We start from the raw sequence: 24,645 nt of genomic DNA on the forward strand, positions 1-24,645 counted from the left end.
AGGATATTGCTTATTTCGATGTTACTGTTGAACTGTCTTCCTCTCGAAAGCGCTGAATCAGATCATAGGTAATTACGTTATCCGAGACATGCAATCGCTTGGCTGCTTCATCGTGACCAGATCGGCAGGCGTTAATATCTGTTTGGTCACGTGTGGACAGGTCATAACAAGCACCGCTCTCATAGATATAATCATCCGATGGGATATAGAATACAGAACCATCGGAGAATGCTCCATTACGCAGCACAACCGTACGTGCAGAGCCGTTATACACATCGTTGCCCATATGATAATAGGGCTGGTCGGACACGCCGAGCAGATGCAAGACGGATGGGGTGATATCCAGTTGTCCCGAAGGTTCGTCGATAGTTCCGGCAGCTGCTCCGTCTGGTAGATGCACGAGCAGAGGAACCTCATTCATAATCTGTGCCATATCCAGTTCGTTCAGCGAGCGTCCCAGGAACTGCTCATATTGGGATTGTTCCTTGATCGAGTTGTCGTGGTCCCCGTAAAACATAAAAATGGTATTTTCCCATAATCCCCGATTTTTCAGATCTTCCACCATCTTGCCTAGCGAGGAATCCACGTAATGAACGGATTGCAGATAGTTACCAAACATTGTTCCCTGGAACTCGCCTACATCGAGCTGCTGTTTCTCTTTAGGCAGGGCATATGGGTGATGACTGCTGAGTGTTATGAGGAACGAATAGAACGGCTCGGTAACCTCACTGCTCATTTTCTCAACGGATTGACGGAAGAATGATTCATCAGACAGGGACCAGCCAAGCGGGTCGTCCTGTGCAAAATCATTTTTGCTATAAAACTTGTCGTACTTCATGTTCTGATACATCGTATACCGATTCCAGAAACCACTCTCATAAGCGTGAAATACGTTGGTGCTATACCCGTTATCCTTCAGAATGGAAGGAAGGGAATCATACGTATGGTCTGCATATCGTACAAAGGCTGAACCTACCGGCAGTGGATGCAGGGAAATGTTTGCTCCAAAATCGGCATCTGACGTTCTGCCCTGACCTGTCTGGTGGTAAAAGTGACTATAATACTGACTTTCCTTCATCAGTTCATTAAAATGGGGTGTGATCTCCTGACCGCCAATGCTCTGGCCAATCATGAAGTTCATAAAAGCCTCACCCTGCACAATGATGACGTTGCTGTCTTTATATTTGCCAAACAAGTCATCATTCTGTGGAGGATCTTGCTGCCTTTCAGCGAAGAACGCTTTTGCTTGCTCAACATCAGCGGGTTCAGCTTCTGGCCCGGAGCCGATGTGATCTTTGGCATAGTTGTACAGGTCATAACCGTGAAAAGCGAGAAGTCCGGTCACATTGTACATGGATACATTCCACCAATTGTTATCGAACAGGCCTTTGGCCCATGTTTTGCTGTAAAAATAAATCGGGCCAACAGCGAGAACCATTCCCAGCACAAAAGCGATGCTGCCAGCCGTGAGACGACGGCGTAACCGTGCCTTGCCATCGTGATAAGAATAACCCCCGTAACCATGAACAGACGTGCTGGTGTACTTCGAACGGTAACGTCTGCTGAGCAGTACGATCGCTGTGAACGGAATGACGATAAGCCAATCGGCAAAGAACCAGAGATCGCTTGTGTAGATCAGTGTAGCGATGCTGTCACCCAATGCGTCAACTTGTCTGGCCTGCATCAATACCGGAATGGTCAAGAAATCCTGGAAATAGCGATAATACACCATATCGGCGTAGATTAGTGCGGTGAGCAACAGGTTAAGCACGGCGAGTGACACGATCATGCCTCTACGTGGCAACCACCAGGTCCAGAAGGACAGAAGCAGTAATGATCCAATCGCAATGACTTTATCCAGCAGTCCCATTGTAATGTTATAGGCATGAAGATTGTGATGGAGCCACATGAGTTTGAGCAGCATAAGCACAAGAAAAATAAGATATAAGGTTAGTGGATGATTTAGAAGCCCGCGTGGCGTGGAGCTGCGCGTAGGCCGAGTGAAAACCATATGTATGTCCCCCTTGCTTTCGTTGTTTTGTTATCGGAGTGTAAAATAGGGCTCCATTCATTATAGCGTGGCCTCAAGGGTTTTCAACTATGCCTCGGGGAGAATCAATTCCTGCGGAAGCGAAGGTCGACAACGGTGAATTCATATGAACAGAATAGCGCACAAAAAAAGTGCCCAAGCCATGGAAGGCGGGAGCACTCAGTATTGCAATGCTTATGAAGGTTCTGGTGTTTTATTCCGTGGAGGCAGTGGGCCCAAATACTGATAGTACTGGGTTTCGATTCGTCCGTTAAACAACTTGCGACGCTTGTCTGCCTTATGACCGAAATACTCCTCGAAAGATTTGGTTGATGTGATTGCGAAAAAGGACCATGTTGGCATGTCGAGATAACTGCGCCCTAATGAGCGGAGCAACTTCTGCACTTCTTTTTCTTCACTCAAGCGTTCGCCATATGGGGGATTGGTGATGATAACACCATAATCACCCTGTGGTCTTGCGCGATGAGCTGGAAGGACACTGACTTCAATTTCGTTGGCGAAGCCGGCACTCTTGATCGCTGCCATAGCAACTTCAATTGCTTCAGGATCGATGTCGCTGCCTGAAATCTGTAACGGGACATCGTCTCGCACAGCATCGAATGCTTCTTCGCGCGCCTGTTCCCACAATTCTTCAGGAATGACAGCCCAGTCCTCGGAATTAAAGGTCCGACGGAGTCCTGGTGCAATGTTCCAGCCGATCATAGCCGCTTCGATCAGCATTGTACCTGATCCGCAGCATGGATCGTAGAACGGACGGGAAACATTCCAGCGACTGAGCTGAATAAGAGCTGCAGCAAGGGTTTCTTTGAGTGGGGCTTCGGTTACGAGTTTACGATAACCCCGTTTATGCAGACCTGGTCCGGTTGTATCCAGCGTAAGCAGGGCACGATCGTTCAGCAAAATGACTTCAATCACATAACGAGACCCATCTTCAGGGAACCACTCTGTATCGTAGGTCAGCTTCAGTTTCTCTACGATTGCTTTCTTCACAATCCCTTGTGATGCAGGCACACTGCTAAGTTGGGACTTTTGAGAGCGGCCTTCTACAGGGAATTCACCATCGGCGGGAATCCACTCTTCCCAAGGCAGTGCTTTGGTGCCTTCAAACAATTCATCGAAAGTTGTGGCAGGGAATTCACCCATTTTGACCAATACGCGATCCGAGCTTCTCAGCCACAGATTACAACGGCAAATATCAATATAATCTCCTGTAAAGAAAACCCGGCCGTTGTCGATCGTAACATCTTCATACCCCAGTTGTTTCAGTTCCCGGGCAACAACAGCCTCGAGTCCCATCGCCGAGGTTGCAATCAATTGCAATTGAGCCATGTGATTCATTTCAACTCCATTTCAAGCTGGAGAAGGAAGTTCCTTCTCTCTGCTGTATAGTGACGGTGCGGCCTTGCCGCTTTCCGTGAAAAAACTTACAATGAGAAATGCGGTGAACGTATGCACTCCTCTTTCGAGGTGATGTGTCAGTCAACCGCCTGTGTTGATAACAAACATTTATTATAGAACATTGGCATCCATATGGAAAGCAGTCCAAGTGTCCAAGGAGGATTTAGTGGTGAATCTGACCCCTGATGAATATGTGAATCAATTATTTCAAGAAGATGAACTTTTGCTGAAAGTGAAAGAGGCCATCCGTTCGAACGGCATGCCCGAAGTTTCCGTTGCTGCGGCGTACGGGCGCCTGCTCACGTTTCTAGCCAAGACATCCAAAGCGGAAGCCGCGCTCGAAATTGGCGTGCTGGGCGGTTACAGCGGGATCTGTATCGCACGCGGTTTGCGTGAGAATGGAACCCTGACTTCGCTGGAATTGAAAGAGGAATATGCGGCAATGGCGCGTGGTCATCTGGAAGAAGGCGGTTTTGGCGATAAGGTAGAGTATCGCATTGGTCCGGCTGCAGACAGCCTGAAGCAATTGGAACAGGAGGGTCGCACGTTCGATTTCTTCTTTATTGACGCAGATAAGGAGAATTATCCGGTATATCTTGACTATGCCATTAAGCTGGCACGGCCAGGGGCTGTCATTGTAGGAGATAATTGTTTTCTGCGTGGCCGTACGCTGAATCCGGACAAGCAGGGACCGGCTGTGCTTGCTGTTCGTCGCTTCAATGAACAGATGGCGAGTGACCCGCGCCTGGTGACGACCATGTTGCCTGACTATGATGGGCTCGTACTTGCCTGGGTGAAGTGAAAGTAAGATTTTCCTAAAGACAAAACTCCGATGAAACACGATCTCACGCTTCTATGTTTGTGAGGAGATCGTGATCGGGGTTTTTAGCCGTTTTTAGTATTGCCCGTGTACATTCTGCTTATTGCAATGCTGGTTTTCTTGATTTTTTTGAACATACAAAGAAAGAGATGACAACATTTTGAAGGACAGAAAATGTGTCGTCTCTTTCTTTGTATTTTAACAATATCGTTGCAGTAGTTCTATTTATACTTCAGGTGTTCCGTAGGTTTCAAACCACTTTTTGATGGTGTCAAAATCATCACTGAAGGACAAACCCAGCATTAATAATACACGAGCTTGTTGCGGACTCAGGTTGTCGCCTGCAATGATCCCTTTACCGCCGCCGTAGACACTTCCTGAGCCCGTTCGAGTGGTGGTCACAAAGACAACACCTTCTTCGATGGCTTTGGTGCGAGCTTGTCCCATCGCTCTGGAGATGCCGCCAGCTCCGGTACCGGAAGTCACGATGCCTTTGGCACCGCTGTTCACGAATCCTTCAATGGCTCCGCCTCCAGCTTCCTGATAAGAGATCGCTATTTCAACTTTGGCCAGATCAGCCTTTGTGATCTTACTTAGATCAAATACGGGCTTTGCTGTGCCTTCAGGTTTCAACGCACGTGCAGGAGCGCGGTAAATTCGAATATTTTCTTCATCAATATATCCTACAGCGCCGAGCATTGGGGTTTCAAATGTATCTGTCCGATAATCATTCGTCTTAGTTACGCCACGAGCCAGCTGGATCGTGTCATTCAACATGAGTACTGTCCCGAATGACGTGGTGCGACCACTGCCTGCAAGCTTGATTGCGTTGTACAGATTGGCTTGAGCGTCAGAACCGATGACAGTCCATGGACGCATGGAGCCTGTGATCACGACTGGCTTGTCACTCTGAACCGTCATATCGAGGAAATAGGCGATTTCCTCCATTGTATCTGTACCCGTTGTAACGACAACACTGTCATACATTGCAAGAGCTTTGTCTACCGTCTGCGACAAGTCATAAAGGTCGGCCATGCTATAGGAACCTGAACCTGAGTTTCCGAATTGGAGTGTGCTAACATCAGCAATCTTCAGTTTATCCGGTAAGGCATCTACCATCTCTCCAATGGGAAGCGTACCTGCCTTATAATTCTGGAAGCTGGTGGCGTCCTCGGATTGTCCGGCAATCGTTCCGCCAGTCCCGATTACCAATACATTAGGAAGTGCGGATTGTTTGGAAGAGTCGGGTATTGCAGGAATGGATGTATTGCGAGCTGGAGTGGTGGTTGCTGTCTGAACAGCGCCTGTTGTGCCTTTTACCTCTGTAGCTGCGTGTGCAGCATAGGTACCAATGGGGGACAGCGAGATGGTTAATGCTGTTAAAGCTGCGGTGCTCCATACGGCCCAGGGACGAAGATTGGATGTTTTACTCATGAATAGCACTCTCCTTCAAGTAAGTGTGATGTTAAGTTTGTTAAGAAGAATATGTATATCATTTCAAAATGATTGTATTTTACGTCAGGAAATATGACAACAAAAGAAAATGGTAGAGTAATCGGTTACATTTGTAGAATACGAGAGTAAAATAATTATTTACAAGGTTAAATGAAAGAATATAAATTCCAATAAGGATAGGATATAGCTGCTTTTAGTATTTTTATAAAAAATAAATCCTTTTTGTGTCAGTTAATATTACATAATGAGTCTTTTGTCCTGATGAAACAAAGTGTTTCAATAAAAGATTGTCGAATTGGTACTCATATCAGAAGTAGGCAATGGAATGAGAGGGTGATAGCAGCACATATTAGGTAATGGGGCTCAATTACGGTCTAAAGATTGGTTTCGTTATAGAGTTATGTTTATAATAGGGATGATCAACATATGTAAATAAATATATAATATTGATTGGAGGAGAAACGATGAAACAGGCACCGAGAAAGTATGCGAATTACATTCCGATTCGGGAACTGGAGACTTTGGAAGAGAGGTTATCTCCCTTCAAGGTGTATGCAGAACTTCGTGATAACACTCCAGTCCGATATGATGAGCATCGAGAATGTTGGGACGTTTTTGGTTATGAAGATGTGAAGTACGTTCTGAAAAATCCGAAACTGTTCTCTTCGGCACGTGATCGTGGCAATACGAGCATGCTGACAACAGACCCTCCCAAACACAAACAGCTGCGTGATCTGGTGAACCAGGCGTTTACGCCCAAGGCCATCGAAGCGTTGGCTCCGCGTATTCAGGAAATCACAGATGAGTTAATTGCTCCACACCTGTCAGAAGGACATATGGAACTTATTGATGACCTTGCAACCCCATTGCCTGTCATTGTGATTGCGGAATTGATCGGAGTCCCTGCGGCGGATCGACAAAAGTTTAAAGACTGGTCTGATGTATTGGTGAAAGGCGCACGTGATGATAGTGAGCAGGCTTTTCAGGAGTTATTGGAAGAGAAAAAAAGAAATATGCAGGAATTGCATATCTATTTCACTGGCATTATGGAAGAACGTCGGTTGCAGCCGAAGGATGATCTGATCTCTTTACTGCTTGCTGCAGAGATTGATGGTCAGAAATTGACTGCAGATGAAGTGGTAGGTTTCTGTATTCTCTTGCTTGCTGCCGGTAATGAAACAACAACCAACCTGATTACCAATGCGGTTCGTATATTGTCTGAACAACCCGAGCTACAACAGGAGTTGCGCGAACATCCTGAACGGATTACTTCTGCAATCGAAGAGACACTTCGTTATTATCCGCCCATTGTTGCTATTGGGCGGGTCGCAAAGGAAACTGTAGAGTTGAATGGTCAGACGATTCAAGCTGGAGAGCAGGTGATTTCTTGGGTAGGAGCAGCCAATCGGGATGGTGCCCAATTCGAACAACCGGAAGATTTCATCTCTGATCGCAAGCCAAACAGGCATATGGGATTTGGATTTGGCATTCATTTTTGTCTGGGAGCACCGCTCGCTCGTTTGGAGGCAAGGGTCGTTCTTCATACACTGCTTCAACACATGGAGCGCATTCAGCTTGTGCCGGGAACAGACTTGCAACCGATACAAAGTGCTTTTGTGTTTGGGGTGAAGCACTACCCGATACAATTCAATCTTATAAATAAATAAATAAATAATGAATGGCACATGAATGACAAAAGCCGCTCTCAGGCCAATTAGGCGCTGGAAGCGGCTTTTTAGATGGAAAGGTGATATGGACTCGTAAAGTGTTGGATAGGGAATCAGGATTCCCGAACTGAAGCAGGTTTGTTGTACAATTTGAATCTAACCCAGACCATATTAAGCAGGAGCAGTCCGCCAGAGACGATAAACAGACCTTCGATCCCAATGAATCCTGCCATAAAACCTCCAATGATCGCTCCAAGCATGTTGCCTAATGCAAGGGTGCTCGTATTAAAACTGAATGCACGGCTAATCATGCTATCTGCTGTATAGGAACGGATCAGGGCATTAACGCTTGGAAGCAGGCCACCCATGAATACCCCCATCATGAATCGAACAAGAATGAGCTGCCACACGGTCTGAACAAAGGCCTGCGGGATAAGCATGAGTCCTGTTCCTATGAGGGAGAACGTCAGCACCTTGTGAGGACCAATTCGGTCACTCAGCTTCCCGAGAATTGGAGACATGGCCATGTTGGATAGTCCCGTAACTGCACCGACAAGTCCTGCCCAGAAGGCCACATTTACATCCGAGGCATGCAATTTTTGCACATACAGCGGCAAGAGTGACATGGGGCTAATCATCGCAAACTGCAACAGAAACGTCACAGCAAACAGTGCGGGCAGTTGAGGCGATTTGTTCAATTCCTTCAGACCGGACAGGACGGATTGTGCCGGCAGTTTGGCTGCTTCTTGACGGTCGAATTTCTCTCTCACCAGGAACATGGCGAGCATGGAAGCGACAAAGATCAGTCCGCCTGTAATGTAGAAAATGGGACGGAAGCCTACAGCATCCGCTAGCAAACCGCCAATAAGCGGACCCAGTATTGTGCCGGCAACCTGTCCGGACTGACTGATTCCCATGGCGAAACCCATGCGGTCTTTCGGCGTGGTACCCGATATCAGCGCAACAGCTGCAGGATTGAAACCGGAGATTGTACCGTTAAGCAGACGCAATAAAAGAAGCTGCCAGGGATTCTGCGCCAGACCCATAAGGGCAATTACGATGGCCATTCCGAAGCCCGAGCGCAGCAGCATTACCTTTCGACCATATTTATCGGATAACTTGCCCCACAGCGGTTGAAACAAAAATGAGGTGAGGAAATTGGCTGCAAAAATAAATCCCGCCCAAATGCCAATTTCATGTTCGCCAACAACGCCAAGATCCCTTGCAAGATATAGAGACAAAAATGGGGTAATCATGGTCATGCCCGAATTGACCAAAAATTGTCCGAACCAAAGCACAATGAGGTTAACTTTCCACGTTTTCAAAGTGCTTTCACTTCCTTTCAAAGATATTTCTGTAATTCTCTAAAAAAATCGATTCTTTCATTATAACACAATTGGCATATGGGGGATGGGTGTAAGGAATGTCATAGTATTGTCACGTAGAACGCATCCGCATATGGTTGTTACAGCTGTTTAAAAAGGGCATAATGGTAATTATGAGTCCAAAAACTATTGGAGGCTTCTTACATGAGCTATAATGATCGACTGATTCGGGCAAGTTTCAAGCAACAGGTAGACCGTGTTCCGGTATGGTACATGCGTCAAGCTGGACGTTACGACCCTGAATATCGCAAAATCAAAGAAAAGTACTCCTTGTTAGAAATCTGCAAACAACCCGAGCTGGCGGCTGAAGTTACACTCATGCCGGTACGCAAACTTGGTGTAGATGCGGCTATTTTGTATTCCGATATTATGAATCCGGTTGCCTCATTGGGCATTGATTTTGACATTGTAAAAAATATTGGACCGGTAATCGATAATCCTATTCGTTCAGCTGCAGATGTGGATCGGCTGCGCCCCATCGATGTAGAAGGGGATCTGTCACATATTCTGGAGACCATTCGAATTCTGGATAAGGAACTTGACGTACCTCTGATTACGTTTGCGGGTGCGCCTTTCACGATTGCGAGTTATCTGATCGAAGGCCGACCTTCGAAAGGTTATATCCGCACCAAAACGATGATGTACAGCGAGCCTGAAGTGTGGCACAAGCTGATGCAGAAGCTTGGTGATATGGTCATTACATATGTCCGTGCGCATATTGCGAATGGCGGTAAGGCATTCCAGTTGTTTGACAGCTGGGTTGGAGCGCTTTCTCCCAAAGACTTCAGAACATATGTGTTGCCTACGATTACCCGTATCTTTACCGAATTATCGGATTTGAATGTACCGAAGATTTATTTCCCTGGTGTTGCATCCGGCGAGCTGTTGCCAGCGCTGCATAATCTGCAAGCCGATGTGATTGGACTGGACTGGAGAGTATCCATCTCGGAAGGGCGTCAACGTCTTGGCGGCAAATTTGCTGTACAGGGTAACCTGGACCCATATGTGCTGACTGCCCCGATGGAACTGATCAAGGAGCAAGCCAAAGTGATTATTGACGAAGGAATCAAGGAGCCGGGATATATTTTCAATCTGGGACACGGACTATTCCCAGAAGCATCTCTTGATAAGCTCAGAGAACTGACGGCTTATATTCATGAATATTCTGCTGAAGCAATGAAGACTGGGGTGACGGTAACCAATGACTAATACTGTAGGTGTACTGGTGATGTCGTATGGCACACCAGAAGATATGGAGAGTGTTGAAGCGTATTACACACATATCCGCAGAGGGCGTCCACCTGAACCGGAACAATTGAAGGAACTGAAGGACCGTTATGAAGCCATTGTTGGCGGTGTTTTCCCACTTCGGGAGAACACGGACAATCAGGTCAAGGCCCTTCAGGAGACGTTAAACCGTGATGAGCGTGGCGCTAATGTGGAATTCCGTTGTTATCAGGGACTAAAGCATGCCTATCCGTTTATTGAGGATGGTGTGGAACAGATGGCGAAGGATGGAATTGAGAGAGCAATTGGGATTGTGCTGGCTCCTCATTTCTCCACGATGAGTGTAGGCAGTTATATCAAACGTGCGCGTGAAAAAGCAGAAGAACTGGGCGTTCATATGTCCTTTATTGAGAGTTATCATCTGCATCCGAAGTTAATTCAGGCGTTGTCCACACGTGTCAGTGCCAAGTTGGATGCGTTTGAGGAAGCTGGGGCAAAACGTGGGGATGTAAAGGTGTTGTTCAGTGCTCACAGCCTGCCGGCACGTATTGTGGAGATGGGTGATCCGTACCCGCAACAATTGCTGGAAACTTCCGAAGTGATTGCTTCACGTGTAGGAATAACCAACTGGCAATTTACGTGGCAAAGTGCCGGACGAACAGCTGAGCCTTGGCTCGGACCGGATATTCTGGATACGTTACAGGAACTTTCGCGTGAACAGGTAGAGGATGTGCTTGTTGCACCAATCGGGTTTGTCTCGGATCATCTCGAAGTGCTCTATGATCTCGATATTGAGGCCAAATCGATTGCCAAAGAGATCGATATGCGCCTGATGCGTATTGATTCTCTCAATAGCGATCCTCTATACATGGAGACGTTAAGCGACGTTATTATAAGCCAATGGCAGCAAGGGTCGGATGAGTAATGGGTGATAAGAAACGCCGTGTTGTTGTCGTCGGCGGTGGCCTCACCGGCCTCAGCGCGGCATTTTATATCCGCAAGCATTACCGGGAAGCGGGCGTTGAACCTGTGATCACTGTGGTCGAGAAAAGCTCGTCCATGGGAGGCATGATTGAGACACTGCACCGGGATGGATTTGTAATTGAAAAAGGACCGGATTCTTTCCTGGCTCGCAAAACAGCCATGATTGACCTGGCTAAAGAATTGGAGATTGATCATGAACTGGTCAGTCAGAATCCGGAGTCGAAGAAAACGTATATCATGCAACGGGGCAAGCTTCATCCTATGCCAGCAGGACTTGTTCTCGGTATCCCTACAGAATTAAGACCGTTCCTGAGAAGTGGGCTGGTCTCTCCGGCAGGCAAACTGCGGGCGTTGATGGATTTTGTCATCCCGCCGCGTCGTACAACAGAGGATGAATCGCTCGGTTATATGATTGAACGCCGTCTTGGAACAGAAGTGCTGGAGAACTTGACAGAACCACTACTCGCGGGAATCTATGCAGGTGATATGCGGCGTTTGAGCCTTCAGGCCACCTTCCCGCAGTTCGGAGAAGTAGAGCGCGATTATGGCAGCTTGATTCGGGGAATGATGACAGGTCGCAAACCGACTGAGACGCATACTGGAACGAAGCGAAGTGCCTTTTTGAATTTCCGCCAGGGACTGCAGAGCCTTGTTCATGCACTCGTCCATGAGTTGCAGGATGTGGATCAACGTTTGAACACCGCGGTGAAATCACTGCAACGTCTTGATGGAGCACAGACCAGATACCATGTTGAGCTGGAGAATGGTGAAATGCTTGAAGCGGATGATGTAGTGGTTACAGTGCCGACGTATGTTGCATCGGATCTGTTGAAACCTCACGTAGACACGGCGGCACTGGATGCGATTAACTATGTATCTGTAGCTAATGTCGTGCTCGCTTTTGAGAAAAAAGAGGTAGAGCACGTATTTGACGGGTCGGGTTTCCTTGTTCCGCGGAAAGAAGGTCGAAATATCACGGCTTGCACGTGGACATCGACGAAATGGCTGCATACCAGCCCGGATGATAAAGTACTGCTCCGCTGTTATGTGGGTCGCTCCGGTGACGAACAGAACGTTGAGCTTCCGGATGACGCCCTGACGGATCTGGTTCTCAAGGATCTGAGAGAGACGATGGGTATCGAAGCAGTGCCGATCTTCTCCGAGATTACAAGGCTTCGTAAATCCATGCCGCAGTATCCGGTAGGGCACCTCCAACATATTGCCGCCCTTCGTGAGGAGCTTGGCAGCAAGTTGCCGGGTGTGTACATTGCAGGTGCAGGTTATGAGGGCGTAGGCTTGCCGGATTGCATCAGACAAGCGAAGGAAATGTCTATTCTCGCAACGCAAGAGCTTGCAGCAGACTAAGTACAGCAAGAGAGCTGTCTCGAACGTAGAATTATCTACTGGAGAGATGGCTTTTTTACATGGAGGTCTGAAAGTTATCCGAGTTAATACCCTTTCAATCGATACAGTTCCAAGGAATGATGGAAATCCAGAATATGCCTGATATAATGGTATGTATGGCTGTGAAGAAGAAGAGGAGTTGCTTATGTATCCCCCTAGATCAGATCGAAGTGTAGAGAGAAAAAAAAGAAAGCGCACCCGCGATAGAATTATCTGGACCATTAATATGGTATTGATCATGACCATTGGTCTGGTGGGCATTTTTTATGTCATTAACACACGTCAGCAACAGGCAGACCCCCCGGTAAAACAAGAAATTGTTGATCAGGATCAGCCTTCCATTGGAGACGATGCCAAAGGCGGGGATCAAGTAAGTGCTCCAGACTCGGAGTCCGATGAGACTCCCGAAGAAGAACCCGAAGCGACGGATGAAGAAACCACAGCGGACCCAGATAAGACATCCGGAGTAGCGAAACCTGATACTTCAGGCAATACCAATAGCGGGAAAGCCGAATCCGGAACGAAAAAACCTGCCACAGATTCGACACCGTCCGGTACTAAGGGAAATGCAGGTGTGGATACCGAATCAGGGGCGTCGAAACCTTCCAATTCAGCGAAGGATGTCACCATTAACTTTGTGGGCGATATTCAATTTTCGGGCAAAGTTGCTGAACTGCTGGATAAGAACGGTTATGATTATCCCTTTGCCAAACTCGGCAGATTATTCAAGGATGACGATCTTACCATCGGCAACCTGGAGACACCGATAACCCTGGGTGGTACGGGTGCAGCTGACAAAACATATGTATACAAATCTTCGCCCAAAGCATTGGCGGCAATGGCCTCTGCGGGTTTTGATGCTGTCAATTTGGCTAACAATCATATTCTGGATCAGGGAGTAGAGGGTCTGGTAGATACGTTAACCTATCTAAAGGAATATGGTATAGCTCACACCGGGGCTGGCATGAACAGAGATGAAGCGTATGCACCAGCGTATCTGGAACGCAAAGGCATGAAGATTGCATTGCTCGGGTTCTCCCGCGTTGTACCGGAAACGAGTTGGAAGGCGGAAGGCAATCGGGCTGGCGTGGCTGAAGCCTATGATTCTACAGGAGCAGTCAAAGCGATTCAGGAAGCCCGTAAGAAGGCTGATCTGGTGATCGTGATTGCACACTGGGGAGAGGAACGTGTAAGTACTCCGAACAGTGACCAGACTCGATTAGCTCATGAATTTGTCGATGCTGGCGCAGATCTGGTCATAGGTGGTCATCCTCATGTGTTGCAAGGAATGGAGTACTATAAGGGAAAGTGGATTGCATACAGTACGGGAAATTTCATTTTCTCCAGATCAACCACAGAAGAGACATGGAAAACGGCGGTATTTCAGGCTCGCTGCAGTCGCGATGCCGATTGCAGTATGAAAGTTATCCCTTATGAAGCGGCGCTTGGTCAGGCCATCCCAATGATCGATGAGGCGAACAAACTGTTGCTTGAACAGATGGCAAAGCTTTCTCCAGGCATTCGTTATGATGGGAATGGAGTTGCTTCGCCTAATTAATAACCTTTTTGAGGAGGGAATCGAATGAACAACCTATGTGTAGCGCACCGTGGATTTTCTTCTATTGCACCTGAGAATACCATGGCTGCATTTCTGATGGCCATGGAGCGGCCTGAAGTTCAATGGATGGAGCTGGATGTGCAGTTGTCGCGTGATGGTGTGCCAGTGATCATTCATGATTTTACAGTGGATCGCACGACGAATGGCAAGGGTTTGGTTCGGGAAACCGATTGGGCTGATCTGCAGCGTCTGGATGCCGGAGCATGGAAAAACAAGTCTTACAAAGGTGAACGGATTCCGGCGCTTAGTGAATTATTAGATCGCTCGTGCGGCAGAGTACGTCTGAACATTGAATTGAAAACGCAGGGTGATATGTATCCGGGTCTGCCTGCAGCGGTTATACATGAAGTGAGAAAAAGACATATGCAAAATGATGTGGTGATCACCTCATTTGAACCAGCCGCTCTGATCGAAGTGAAGAAACTTGCACCGGAGTTCCAGACGGGGCTGATTATCGATGCACGACCAGGGGATCTGTTAACCGCTCTGCGGCAGATGAATTGTACATTTCTCTCGATTGGATACACCAATGTAGACAAATCCTTAATGAACGAGATGCGGAGTGCAGGCATTCGGGTGATGGCTTGGACAGTAGATGACAAGACCATTATGAAGAAACTGGCCGCAGTTGATCCAGAACTCATGTTATGTACGAACCGTCCTGACGTATGGGAGCTGGCATTTCAGGAGACGAGCAGCCGATTCTTCAGACCGTAATTACCCTAAATGCACTATTGAATCCAATAAAGGTGGTAATATACCCATGTTGACGAACATTCGCAACGTATACTGTGTAGGACGAAATTATAAACTTCATGCGGAAGAATTGGGCAACGCGGTTCCGGATGAACCAATGATCTTTATGAAACCTTCTCATGCAGTCGTGCCCCTGAATGGTGAAAAGCTTGAATTGCCTGCTACCAAGGGTGAAGTTCACTATGAAGCTGAATTGGTCGTTCAGATCGGCCGGAGTTATGAGCTGGGTATGGCGGTAGATGAGCTGGTGAATGCGTATGCGTTTGGTATTGATTTTACGTTACGTGACGTACAGTCCGTGATTAAGAAAAAGGGCCATCCGTGGACAGCCGCCAAAGGATTCAGAAATTCGGCTCCGGTTACTGCATTTCAGGCGTTCCCGGGGGCGGCAGCACTGCTGGAGAAAGACTTTACGTTGACTAAAAACGGTGAGGAAGTCCAGCGTGGTAATATTCGTAACATGTTCTTCAGTTTACAGGATATTGTCGATTATGTAGGTCACCATTATGGCCTGGGGCCGGGAGATATCATTTTTACAGGAACACCGGAAGGTGTTGGACCAACACAAGCAGGAGATGTGCTCGAACTGGCATGGGACGGCGAATCCTTGGGTACATGCACGATTGGGGCAGCGCAATAAGGATTACACATCATACCTGCTTGATAAGAATAGGGTACAAGAAAGGGGCGTGCATACGCTCCTTTTTGTTATGTTATTCATGGCAATTTCATATTTTTATCGTACAGGTAGGTTGTTAATTACGTCAGATTATAAGCTGTATTTGCGCTCTGCGTGACCAACGCCTCCAGTTCAGCGTGTTGTGCAGCGTGTTGCTCCGAACGGATACTTCCACTTGCGAGTCGCTTATCCAACTGCTCTCTGAGTTGTTTTACTTGTATAGCAATCACTTTATCCAAGTCCCCGTTGTTTTCTTCCGTAATTGTTCTCAGTGATTTTCCGTTGTACAGCTCCTGATACAGATGCTCTTCTGAAGGCTGATTCAGAGCGCTGAGCAGCTCGTCACTGCTTCCCTCACGAGTATCCAGGTCAACGATGGACCATTTTGCAGTAGGTATCGGGGAGATGGCGGACTGGCCCCATGCTGTTCCAGCGAAGGACATGGTGACAATCATTGTGCCTATAATAATGACTCTTTTCATGTTCATATGGATAATCCTCATTTCTGCGTAGTTGAGTACGAACTGAATCGTAACTTGTCATAGATGTATTTGTTGATGTATCGATCTGAGAATAGTGTAAACGGAAAACCTGAAGTGAAACTTAAAACAGGATAAATAAACTCAAATACAATTCTCACTTGACAGGTTGGGTTAGTTGGTTATATGATGATGTCAATTATTTTAATGCTCATTAAATGAACAGTGAACTAATTTCAATTAAAAAATAAATCGAGCTGATTGGACCGCCAAAGGCTCCCGGGACTACTCCACTATGGAATGTCCACGGGGGCCTTTTTTCGTGTGCTATTGAGGTTTTAGACGATCAAGGAGGTTATGAGATGAGTGATGGAGACTGGGAAGCGTTGGAGCGGACAGACTGGTTGTTCCGCAAAATGGTCAGACGATTTGTCAAAGAGCGGGATCGCATCTCTGTAGAAGGCATCAGCCTGCCAGGTATGCTTATCCTGCACAAGATCATTCGTGAAGGGGAACAGCGGCTTGGCGATTTGGCAGAACAATTGGACTTTACATCCGGTGCCATTACAGCCCTGACCGATAAGTTGGAGAAAAAAGGACTCACCATTCGCAGACGAAAGGAAGATGATCGTCGGACGGTTTTACTGGACATCACATCCAGCGGCCGGGAGATGTATGCGAGAAACAGCAATATCGGTGCCCGATGTATCACGCTTCTGTTTGAGGGTTTTACGACGGAGGAACTGGAGCAGCAAAGTCAATTCTACGAGCGGGTGGTAGCGAATCTGGAGGGGTTCTCGGACACGGTGCTGGATTTGGCGGAGAATAACGGGATACAGAAAGATGATCGGTCCTCCACAAGTGACCTTGAGCAGAAGCAGCGGGACAATACAGGGAAGAGTAACTATCTCAGTTATTGAGGTTGGGTCAAGTTAACGACATTTGATATACCACATACATTCTAAGGGAGAGATGATCAATGGGACACTCAACAATATATCCAACTGGAGCGACGCTGTACAATCCGGATAAGGCTTGGGGCGGTTATACCGTCTATCAGGCAGGTGAGGAAGGCGTAGTGTTGATCGATATGAACGGCAAGGAGGTTCACCTGTGGAAAGGCTTGTTGGGATTCCCGGCCAAAATATTGCCAGGCGGCTACGTGCTGGGCAGCACAGGTCGTAGAGATCCGAAGTTCGGTATTCAGGATAATGTCGATCTGGTCCAGGTGGATTGGGACGGCAACATTGTATGGAAATACAACAGCTACGAACACATCGAAGATCCGGGGTATGAGCCACTATGGTATGCCCGCCAGCATCACGATTATCAGCGTGAGGGCAATCCGGTAGGTTACTATGCACCTGGGCTTGCGCCGAAGACGAAGAGTGGAAAAACACTTATTCTGGCTCACAAAAATGTGAGTAACCCGCACATTTCCGATAAGCCATTGCTTGATGATGCCATTATTGAAGTGGACTGGGAGGGGAAGGTACTCTGGGAGTGGTTGCCTAACGAGCATTTTGAAGAATTAGGTTTTGATGAAGCTGCTCGAAATGTGCTGTTCCGTGATCCGAATACACGCTCTTTCGGTCATCTGGGTGGTGGTGTCGGTGACTGGTTACATATTAATTCTGCTTCTTATGTTGGACCCAATCGCTTCTATGAAGACGGAGACGAACGGTTCCACCCCGACAATATTATCTGGGATGCAAGAGAGGCCAATATAATCGCTATTACAGACAGACAGAGCGGAAAAATCGTATGGAGACTGGGCCCTGATTATACTTCTCCTGAAGCGAAACATATCGGCACAATTATCGGGCAGCATCATGCACACATCATTCCTCAGGGTCTGCCTGGAGAAGGGAACCTGCTCGTATTCGACAATGGCGGCTGGGCGGGTTACGGCCTTCCGAATCCGGCTTCTCCATTTGGATTAAAGCATGCAATTCGGGATCACTCGCGGGTGCTGGAGATTAACCCGGTTACGCTGGAGATTGTCTGGCAGTATACCTCGGCAGAAGCAGGTTTCTCGGTTCCGACGGATTCTTATAAATTTTATAGTCCATATATCAGTTCCGCCCAGCGTTTACCTAACGGCAATACCCTGATAACCGAAGGTTCCAATGGCAGATTATTCGAAGTGACAGCGGAGCATGAATTGGTGTGGGAATATGTCTCTCCATACAACGATCGGCGGAATACCAATATGGTTTATCGCTCGTATCGAGTTCCTTATCAGTGGGTTCCGCAGTTGGAGAAGCCGCAGGAGATTGCCATCGAAGCGATTGATGTCTCCACCTACAGGGTGCCGGGAGCAGCACCCAAAGGTTCTGCATCCATCGTGAGTGTGGAGACGACTCTTCCATTTGTGGAAGGTGCAGCCTGTGTGGCAACGTCGGATGAAGGTAAATCGGGCGGTTAGGCGTCAAGAATCATGACTAGATCGAATGGGGTGTATATTGTGAGAAAATCATCCATAATTACCGGCGTATTGATATTATTCCTGGCTACGGCACTCTTATTATCCGGATGCAGTTCAAACGCAGCCGGATCCAAAGACGCTACTGGCAAAAATGCCGATAATGTAAAAATTCGGATTGCAGATACAAGTACCAACCCAACGTTCAGGGTAGCCATTGCCAAAGGTTTCTTTGAGAAACGGGGCATTGATGCCGAGAGTATTACGTTTGGCTCACCAGCTGAAGGTGTAAATGCACTATTTATCAAACAGGTGGATATTGCGTATGGGGCAGATTTCCCGGTATTGAATGCATTGGCTAAAGGAGAATATTCCGTCATTGCTTCCGCAGGCCAGGCAACGGATGAAGCGGCGGCAGCCTGGAAGCTATATGCAAGAGAGGATATTCAGAGTGGAGCGGATTTGAAAGGTAAGAAAGTGAGCTTCATTCGAGGTACATTTATTCCGTATCTATGGGATGAATATTTGAAAGATCAGGGATTGGCGCTGAGTGATGTGACGCAAATTGGTCAAGGGGCTTTTGATGAGTCCTACATTGCACTGAAACAGGGAGACCTTGATGCCACTTGGGTCATAGGTTCCGCGTTAACCGATAAATTCGATGCACTCGAAGGGGTACATCAGCTGACGGATATGTCCCAGACCCCTATACGTCTTGGTATGGGATTGGTATCGAGTAATGAATTCATCCAGGCCAACCCCGATAGGATAAAGGATTTTCTTGAGGCGCTAGATGAGGCGTCTACGTATGCCCAAGCGCATCCAGAAGAAGTTGCGGATCTGATGTATCAAGAGACCAAACAGCCTAAAGATGCCACGTTGAAAGACCTTCCGATCAATCCGTGGGAAGTTGGATTTACGCAGGCCGCTTATGATAGTTTGGCAGGTCAGAAGCAATATATGGTGGACACCGGAATCATTGAACAGGATTTTGATCTCGACACTAAACTCAATCTGACCTCTCTCCAGCAGGCTCTACCGGAAAAAGTGACATATAGCAAATAATTCATTCAAATGGGAGGTGTTCGTGATGTCCTTACCTGCAACTCAGCATACCATTCATATTGAACAGCTTCGGAAAACGTATCATGCCCCGACCAATGGGGATGTGCACTATATCATCAAGGATGTCGATCTGGTTATCAGGGGAGGAGAGTTCTTTGTCCTGCTGGGTCCCAGCGGATGCGGGAAGTCAACGCTGCTGAACATGATTGCGGGATTCATCTCCAAGTCGGGTGGACAGCTCAAGGTGGATAACAAGGAGATTGACAGACCGGGCAGGGATCGGGCGATGGTATTCCAGCAGGCGGATTCTTCTCTCTTTCCATGGTTAACCGTGAGGGAGAATGTTGAATTCGGGCTTAGAATGTCCAAGGTGCCTAAGGCAGAACGGCGTGAGATCTCTGATCGTTACATTAAGCTTGTTGGGTTGAGTGCTCATGAAGGGAAGTTTCCGAAAGAGCTCTCGGGTGGCATGAAGCAGCGGGTTCAGTTGGCTCGGGTGCTTGCGAATGACTCGTCGATCTTGCTGATGGATGAGCCATTCGGTGCACTGGACGCGATGACGAGGCGAACCATGCAGAAGGAACTGGTGAATATTTGGAAAGAAACCCATAAGACCGTTATCTTTGTCACTCACGATATTCAGGAGGCCCTATTGCTTGGTGAGCGCATAGGCATTATGTCCGTAGGGCCGTCATCGAATATAACAGATATTTACCACGACACCTTACCTTACCCGAGGAACATCGCCTCATCTGAGTTCAACACCCTGTATGACCGAATTCAAGGCCACTTTGAAGAATAACTGAGGTGATATGTGAGATGAAATGGTTGGAAAAAAAATCGGTGTCCATCCCGCTCCTATGGGTAACGGTCATCCTGATCTGGCAGCTTGGTGCCCTCATCTATGGGCCTGACGTAATCCCTGGCCCCTGGGATACAATCCTGGGAGCACGTGAACTGATTGCTGACGGTACGCTGATGCAATATATCGGAATCAGCTTCACTCGTGTACTGGCGGGCTGGGTACTCGGAAGCATCATTGCAATTCCGGTAGGGCTGATTATTGGCAAAGTGCATATCATCCGGCTGTTCGCCGAGCCCTTCCTTAACTTTATACGTTTTATCCCGCCGATCGCATTTATTACCTTATTTCTGGTGTGGTTCGGAATTGGAGAGCAATCCAAGATCGCACTCATCATGTATGCAACTTTCTTCATTGTTGTGCTAAACACCTTAACAGGTGTACTCTCCGTTGAAGAAGACAAAATCCGGTCGGCCCGCAGTATGGGAGCCAATGAACGGCAGATTCTGCTGCATGTGATTGTTCCGGCGACAACCCCGTATATTTTCACAGGTGTGCGCCTGGCAATGGGAACCTCTTATATGGCCATAATTGGTGCGGAGATGATTGCTGCAAATGAAGGAGTGGGTTACCTGATCTGGAATTCAAGGCTCTTTTTCCGGACGGACTGGATCTTTGTCGGACTGATTTCCCTGGGTTTTATGGGATTCCTGACGGATCGATTGTTCAACTGGTTTGGTCGCAGGGTACTCTACCGATATGGGGTCGTTGGCGGAGGGAAACGAGTCTGAATAAAAACATAGAAACCCCGAATTACACACGTTACTTGAAAAGAAGAGTTATCTTGTTGTAACGTTCGAGCAATACCTGTTTTGGCACTTCTACACGAGGCCAGAACGGGTTTTTTGTGTGCTTGCCTCAGGAGTTTCGGCATTGGCATCAAACCGTGGTATAATTGAATTTCAAAAATACAATTAACGTCATGCGGGCTGTACATATGCTGCATGCAGGAGACATTATGGATTGGATTATTGGCGCCGTATGCGCTTCTATGGTGGCAGGTGCTGCCTATGCGAAAAAGTCGCTAACCCTGTCTGGCTGCCTGGCAGCCATCTTGATGGGAACGATATATTACGGAGCAGGTAACCTGTTCTGGTTTGGCACGTTATTGTTGTTCTTCATTACTTCAACATTGCTCTCCAGATTTCGCAAAGATCGGAAGCAGGAGCTGGAGAAATCCTATGCCAAGTCAGGAAATCGGGATGCCGGGCAAGTGATGGCTAATGGTGGGATGGGCATGTTCCTATGTCTGGGATATTGGATATTTCCACATCCGGCATGGGTATATGCTTTCATTGGTGTGATGGCTACTGTTACATCGGATACATGGGCAACCGAACTCGGAAGTCTCAGTCGCAAGCCGCCGCGATCTGTTCTCACATGGAGGGTACTTACTCCTGGTGCTTCAGGAGGTGTCTCATTTCTTGGCACCGTGGCTGCAGCCGCAGGCGGGGCTCTGATTGGTGCGGGAGCATTTTTGTTTTCATGGATCGCCGGGATCGAAGGGCTTAGTCTGTTTAGTTGGACTGTTATTGGTCTTGTAGGCGGGTTGGCGGGTGCTTTTGCCGATTCCTATCTGGGCGCAACGGTGCAGAAGATGTATCGTTGCACTGTGTGTGGCCGTGAAGTTGAGGTACATGAACATTGCGGGCATCCAACGGTTCGGGCACGTGGGTGGGCATGGATGAGTAATGACCTGGTTAACGTGCTTAGTTCGGTTATCGGAGGATGCGTTGCGATAGGTTTAGGTAACATTTTGGCGTTGTAGGGGGGAGTACATTTGAGCACGGTACATGGAGACAAATCGGAGGCTATTTTGGATGCGGCCTATGGTATTTTTGGCTCAAAAGGTTTTTATGAGACCAAGATGTCTGATATTGCAGACGAGGCCGGCATCGCAAAAGGCACCATTTATTTATATTTCAAAAGCAAGGAACAATTATTTGTTGCCGTGTCCAAGCGGGACTGTAACAGCTTTATCAGTCGTCTTGAATATGCTTTGAACTCGCATGAGAACACAGGAGATAAACTTGGAGCAATTGCCAAGACTCATCTTACGTATTATTACGAGCGCCGCAATCATACCAAACTCTTTTTTATGGCACCCAATAATGATCCGGATCTAATGCAATTCATGAAAGAATTCATGAATCAATATATGAGCATGGTGTGTGAGGTGCTGGAGAGTGCAAGTGTACCTGAGCCGGTCCTGTTGGCCAAATCGTACATTGGGATTCTGGATCGTCTGAAGATGGATATTATGCTTAATCCAGAGTTCAACGAAGAGGATCTGAACAAGCGAATTGCCTTTTCCGCAGCGTTGTTTCTGGACGGGTGTCGATCCTTTTTGAAAACGTAAGTGCTTGTGTGTGGATACGGGGAATATGGAATACTATTTTACAGAGAAGTGGGTACACGCAATGAACATAATGACGGTAGAACAAATTACAAAAAGTTACGGCGAAAAAATATTGTTCAAGGACGCTTCATTTGGTATGGCTGATCAGGACAAAATTGGCGTCGTTGGGGTAAATGGCACCGGTAAATCCACGTTTTTGCGTGTGATTTCCGGAATGGAACCTGCTGATGCGGGCCAGATCTCGATCGGTAATGATGTACGCATTCAGTTCCTGGCGCAGAATCCGGACTTCAATCCGGATAATACGGTATTGCAACAAGTATTCGAAGGTGACAGCATGGAAATGAAAACCGTGCGTGACTATACGGAAACGATGGAATTATTGGAACTGAATTCGTCCGATCCAGCCTTGCAAGAGCGATTATTACGTTTGAATCAGCAAATGGAGCAGCTTCAGCTCTGGCAGATGGAGAGTGAAGCGAAGAGTATTTTGTCCAAACTGGGTATTCGTCAATTCGATGCACTGATGGGTACATTGTCTGGTGGACAACGTAAAAGGGTAGCACTCGCTGCTGCTCTGATTCACCCATGCGAACTGCTCATTCTGGATGAGCCGACGAACCATATTGATAATGATTCGGTCGTATGGCTAGAGCAGTACTTGCAGAAGCGCCGCGGCGCACTGCTTATGATTACACATGATCGGTATTTCCTGGATCGTGTGGCGAATGTCATGCTTGAATTGGATCATGGTCGTTTATTCCGATATGAAGCCAACTATACACGCTTTCTGGAATTGAAAGCAGAGCGCGAAGAACGGGAAGCCTCTTCCGAACAGAAACGCAAGAACCTGCTTCGGACGGAACTCGCATGGATTCGTCGCGGTGCCAAGGCACGGACGACGAAACAAAAAGCGAGAATTGATCGCTTTGAACAACTCAAAGATCAACAAGGAGTCCAGCGTTCGGGTTCATTGGAAGTGTCGGTAGGTTCCACTCGTTTGGGCAAAAAGATACTGGAGATTGAACACCTTTTCAAATCTGTCGGTGGTCGCAAACTGATCGAGGATCTGAGTTATATTGCCGTACCCGGAGATCGGGTAGGGATTGTCGGACCGAATGGCAGTGGTAAGTCCACGTTGTTACAGATGATATCTGGCAAGTTGGAACCCGATGCAGGCGTGGTTGATGTAGGTCCGACGGTCAATCTGGGCTATTTCACACAGGAACATCAGGAGATGGATGAATCTCTGCGTGTCATAGAATACATCAAGGAAGTGGCCGAGAATGTGAAAACGGCCGATGGCTCTCTGATTACAGCATCCCAGATGCTGGAGCGGTTCCTGTTTACCCCGGCATCCCAGTGGACCCCTATCTCGCGTCTGTCTGGTGGAGAGAAGCGTCGCCTGTATCTGCTGCGTGTTCTGATGGCTGCGCCGAATGTATTGCTGCTGGATGAGCCAACGAATGATCTGGACATCCAGACACTCGCTGTATTGGAAGACTATCTGGATGATTTTCCGGGTGTTGTGTTTGTGGTATCCCATGATCGCTATTTCCTTGATCGTACTGTGGATAAAGTGCTCTCTTTTGAGGGCAACGGTGCTGTACGTGTACATGTCGGCGCTTACAGTGAGTATGCGGAATGGATGCTGAAAAATGCACCTGGAGCTACGCAAGAGAGTGACACAGGAACAGCGAAGATGAAGCAGTCATCGGAGAAAACGACTTCTAGTGTGTCAGCGGCTAAACCGAAGTTGAAATTCAGCTTCAAGGAGCAACGGGAATACGATCAGATTGATGAAAATATTGAGAAGGCTGAAGCCAATCTTGTCCGGATTAACAAAGAGATGGAAGAGTCGTTTAGTGATTCTGCCCGTCTGCAGGAGTTGATGACGGAGCAGGTTGAGGCTGAGCGTCATCTGGACGAATTGATGGAACGCTGGACCATCCTGAATGAACTTGCAGAGCAGATTGAACAGAGCAAGTCTTGATTTATAATTAAACATCGCC

Annotated in this window: 21 protein-coding genes; 16 read left to right on the forward strand and 5 right to left on the reverse strand. The window is 47.5% G+C overall.

Annotated elements, in window-relative coordinates; all coding sequences use genetic code 11:
- Positions 1–10 precede the first annotated feature (10 nt).
- Entirely contained in the window at positions 11–2,011 is a 2,001-nt protein-coding gene (locus ACTHPG_RS05135) for an LTA synthase family protein (protein WP_440388052.1), read from the reverse strand.
- Positions 2,012–2,224: 213 nt separating this feature from the next.
- Positions 2,225–3,379 (reverse strand): THUMP domain-containing class I SAM-dependent RNA methyltransferase, encoded by a 1,155-nt coding sequence (locus ACTHPG_RS05140; protein WP_440390132.1) that lies wholly within the window; start codon positions 3,377–3,379, stop codon positions 2,225–2,227.
- A gap of 238 nt (positions 3,380–3,617) precedes the next feature.
- On the opposite strand from ACTHPG_RS05140, the gene ACTHPG_RS05145 reads away from it, so the two are divergent.
- Positions 3,618–4,250, forward strand: coding sequence for an O-methyltransferase (locus tag ACTHPG_RS05145; protein ID WP_440388053.1), 633 nt, complete (start codon positions 3,618–3,620; stop codon positions 4,248–4,250).
- 243 nt (positions 4,251–4,493) lie between these two features.
- Here ACTHPG_RS05145 and ACTHPG_RS05150 read toward each other — a convergent pair whose 3' ends face one another.
- Positions 4,494–5,702 (reverse strand): asparaginase, encoded by a 1,209-nt coding sequence (locus ACTHPG_RS05150; RefSeq protein WP_440388054.1) that lies wholly within the window; start codon positions 5,700–5,702, stop codon positions 4,494–4,496.
- A 485-nt stretch (positions 5,703–6,187) separates the two neighbouring features.
- Here ACTHPG_RS05150 and ACTHPG_RS05155 point away from each other — a divergent pair, with 485 nt between their 5' ends.
- Positions 6,188–7,390, forward strand: coding sequence for a cytochrome P450 (locus ACTHPG_RS05155; protein ID WP_440388055.1), 1,203 nt, complete (start codon positions 6,188–6,190; stop codon positions 7,388–7,390).
- Between the two features lie 113 nt (positions 7,391–7,503).
- On the opposite strand, the gene ACTHPG_RS05160 is transcribed toward ACTHPG_RS05155, so the two are convergent.
- Complete coding sequence (locus ACTHPG_RS05160) at positions 7,504–8,715, reverse strand: MFS transporter (protein ID WP_440388056.1); 1,212 nt, start codon at positions 8,713–8,715, stop codon at positions 7,504–7,506.
- A gap of 204 nt (positions 8,716–8,919) precedes the next feature.
- Here ACTHPG_RS05160 and hemE point away from each other — a divergent pair, with 204 nt between their 5' ends.
- From hemE to ACTHPG_RS05190, 6 genes are all read left to right on the forward strand, one after another.
- Complete coding sequence (gene hemE / locus ACTHPG_RS05165) at positions 8,920–9,984, forward strand: uroporphyrinogen decarboxylase (protein ID WP_440388057.1); 1,065 nt, start codon at positions 8,920–8,922, stop codon at positions 9,982–9,984.
- A complete protein-coding gene (gene hemH / locus ACTHPG_RS05170) occupies positions 9,977–10,927 on the forward strand; it encodes a ferrochelatase (RefSeq protein WP_440388058.1) in 951 nt (316 codons plus the stop codon). Before hemE ends, hemH begins: the two co-directional genes overlap by 8 nt.
- Positions 10,927–12,351, forward strand: coding sequence for a protoporphyrinogen oxidase (gene hemY / locus ACTHPG_RS05175; RefSeq protein WP_440388059.1), 1,425 nt, complete (start codon positions 10,927–10,929; stop codon positions 12,349–12,351). Before hemH ends, hemY begins: the two co-directional genes overlap by 1 nt.
- A 184-nt stretch (positions 12,352–12,535) precedes the next feature.
- Positions 12,536–13,948 (forward strand): CapA family protein, encoded by a 1,413-nt coding sequence (locus ACTHPG_RS05180; protein ID WP_440388060.1) that lies wholly within the window; start codon positions 12,536–12,538, stop codon positions 13,946–13,948.
- Positions 13,949–13,972: 24 nt separating this feature from the next.
- On the forward strand, positions 13,973–14,725 hold the full coding sequence (locus tag ACTHPG_RS05185; RefSeq protein WP_440388061.1) for a glycerophosphodiester phosphodiesterase: 753 nt from the start codon (positions 13,973–13,975) through the stop codon (positions 14,723–14,725).
- Between the two features lie 46 nt (positions 14,726–14,771).
- On the forward strand, positions 14,772–15,404 hold the full coding sequence (locus ACTHPG_RS05190; RefSeq protein ID WP_440388063.1) for a fumarylacetoacetate hydrolase family protein: 633 nt from the start codon (positions 14,772–14,774) through the stop codon (positions 15,402–15,404).
- Positions 15,405–15,523: 119 nt separating this feature from the next.
- Here the strand turns inward: ACTHPG_RS05190 and ACTHPG_RS05195 are convergent, their stop codons facing one another.
- Positions 15,524–15,931: a hypothetical protein gene (locus tag ACTHPG_RS05195; protein WP_440388064.1), complete on the reverse strand. Its 408-nt coding sequence runs from the start codon at positions 15,929–15,931 to the stop codon at positions 15,524–15,526.
- A 353-nt stretch (positions 15,932–16,284) separates the two neighbouring features.
- Here ACTHPG_RS05195 and ACTHPG_RS05200 point away from each other — a divergent pair, with 353 nt between their 5' ends.
- The 8 genes from ACTHPG_RS05200 to ACTHPG_RS05235 all read left to right on the forward strand — a co-directional run bounded on the left by ACTHPG_RS05200 (position 16,285) and on the right by ACTHPG_RS05235 (position 24,626).
- Positions 16,285–16,842, forward strand: a complete 558-nt coding sequence (locus ACTHPG_RS05200; protein WP_440388065.1) for a MarR family winged helix-turn-helix transcriptional regulator — start codon at positions 16,285–16,287, stop codon at positions 16,840–16,842.
- A 59-nt stretch (positions 16,843–16,901) separates the two neighbouring features.
- The gene (locus tag ACTHPG_RS05205; protein WP_440388066.1) at positions 16,902–18,350 is read left to right on the forward strand and encodes an aryl-sulfate sulfotransferase; all 1,449 of its coding nucleotides are present in this window, start codon (positions 16,902–16,904) and stop codon (positions 18,348–18,350) included.
- Positions 18,351–18,362: 12 nt separating this feature from the next.
- On the forward strand, positions 18,363–19,412 hold the full coding sequence (locus ACTHPG_RS05210; RefSeq protein ID WP_440388067.1) for an ABC transporter substrate-binding protein: 1,050 nt from the start codon (positions 18,363–18,365) through the stop codon (positions 19,410–19,412).
- Between the two features lie 25 nt (positions 19,413–19,437).
- Positions 19,438–20,214, forward strand: coding sequence for an ABC transporter ATP-binding protein (locus ACTHPG_RS05215; protein ID WP_440388068.1), 777 nt, complete (start codon positions 19,438–19,440; stop codon positions 20,212–20,214).
- 17 nt (positions 20,215–20,231) lie between these two features.
- Positions 20,232–21,005, forward strand: a complete 774-nt coding sequence (locus ACTHPG_RS05220; protein ID WP_440388069.1) for an ABC transporter permease — start codon at positions 20,232–20,234, stop codon at positions 21,003–21,005.
- A gap of 227 nt (positions 21,006–21,232) precedes the next feature.
- On the forward strand, positions 21,233–22,042 hold the full coding sequence (locus ACTHPG_RS05225) for a DUF92 domain-containing protein (RefSeq protein ID WP_440388070.1): 810 nt from the start codon (positions 21,233–21,235) through the stop codon (positions 22,040–22,042).
- A gap of 12 nt (positions 22,043–22,054) precedes the next feature.
- On the forward strand, positions 22,055–22,633 hold the full coding sequence (locus tag ACTHPG_RS05230) for a TetR/AcrR family transcriptional regulator (protein ID WP_440388072.1): 579 nt from the start codon (positions 22,055–22,057) through the stop codon (positions 22,631–22,633).
- Positions 22,634–22,694: 61 nt separating this feature from the next.
- A complete protein-coding gene (locus ACTHPG_RS05235; RefSeq protein WP_440388074.1) occupies positions 22,695–24,626 on the forward strand; it encodes an ABC-F family ATP-binding cassette domain-containing protein in 1,932 nt (643 codons plus the stop codon).
- Positions 24,627–24,645: the final 19 nt, after the last annotated feature.

The sequence above is a fragment of the Paenibacillus sp. SAF-068 genome, assembly GCF_051967555.1.
GTDB lineage: Bacteria > Bacillota > Bacilli > Paenibacillales > Paenibacillaceae > Paenibacillus.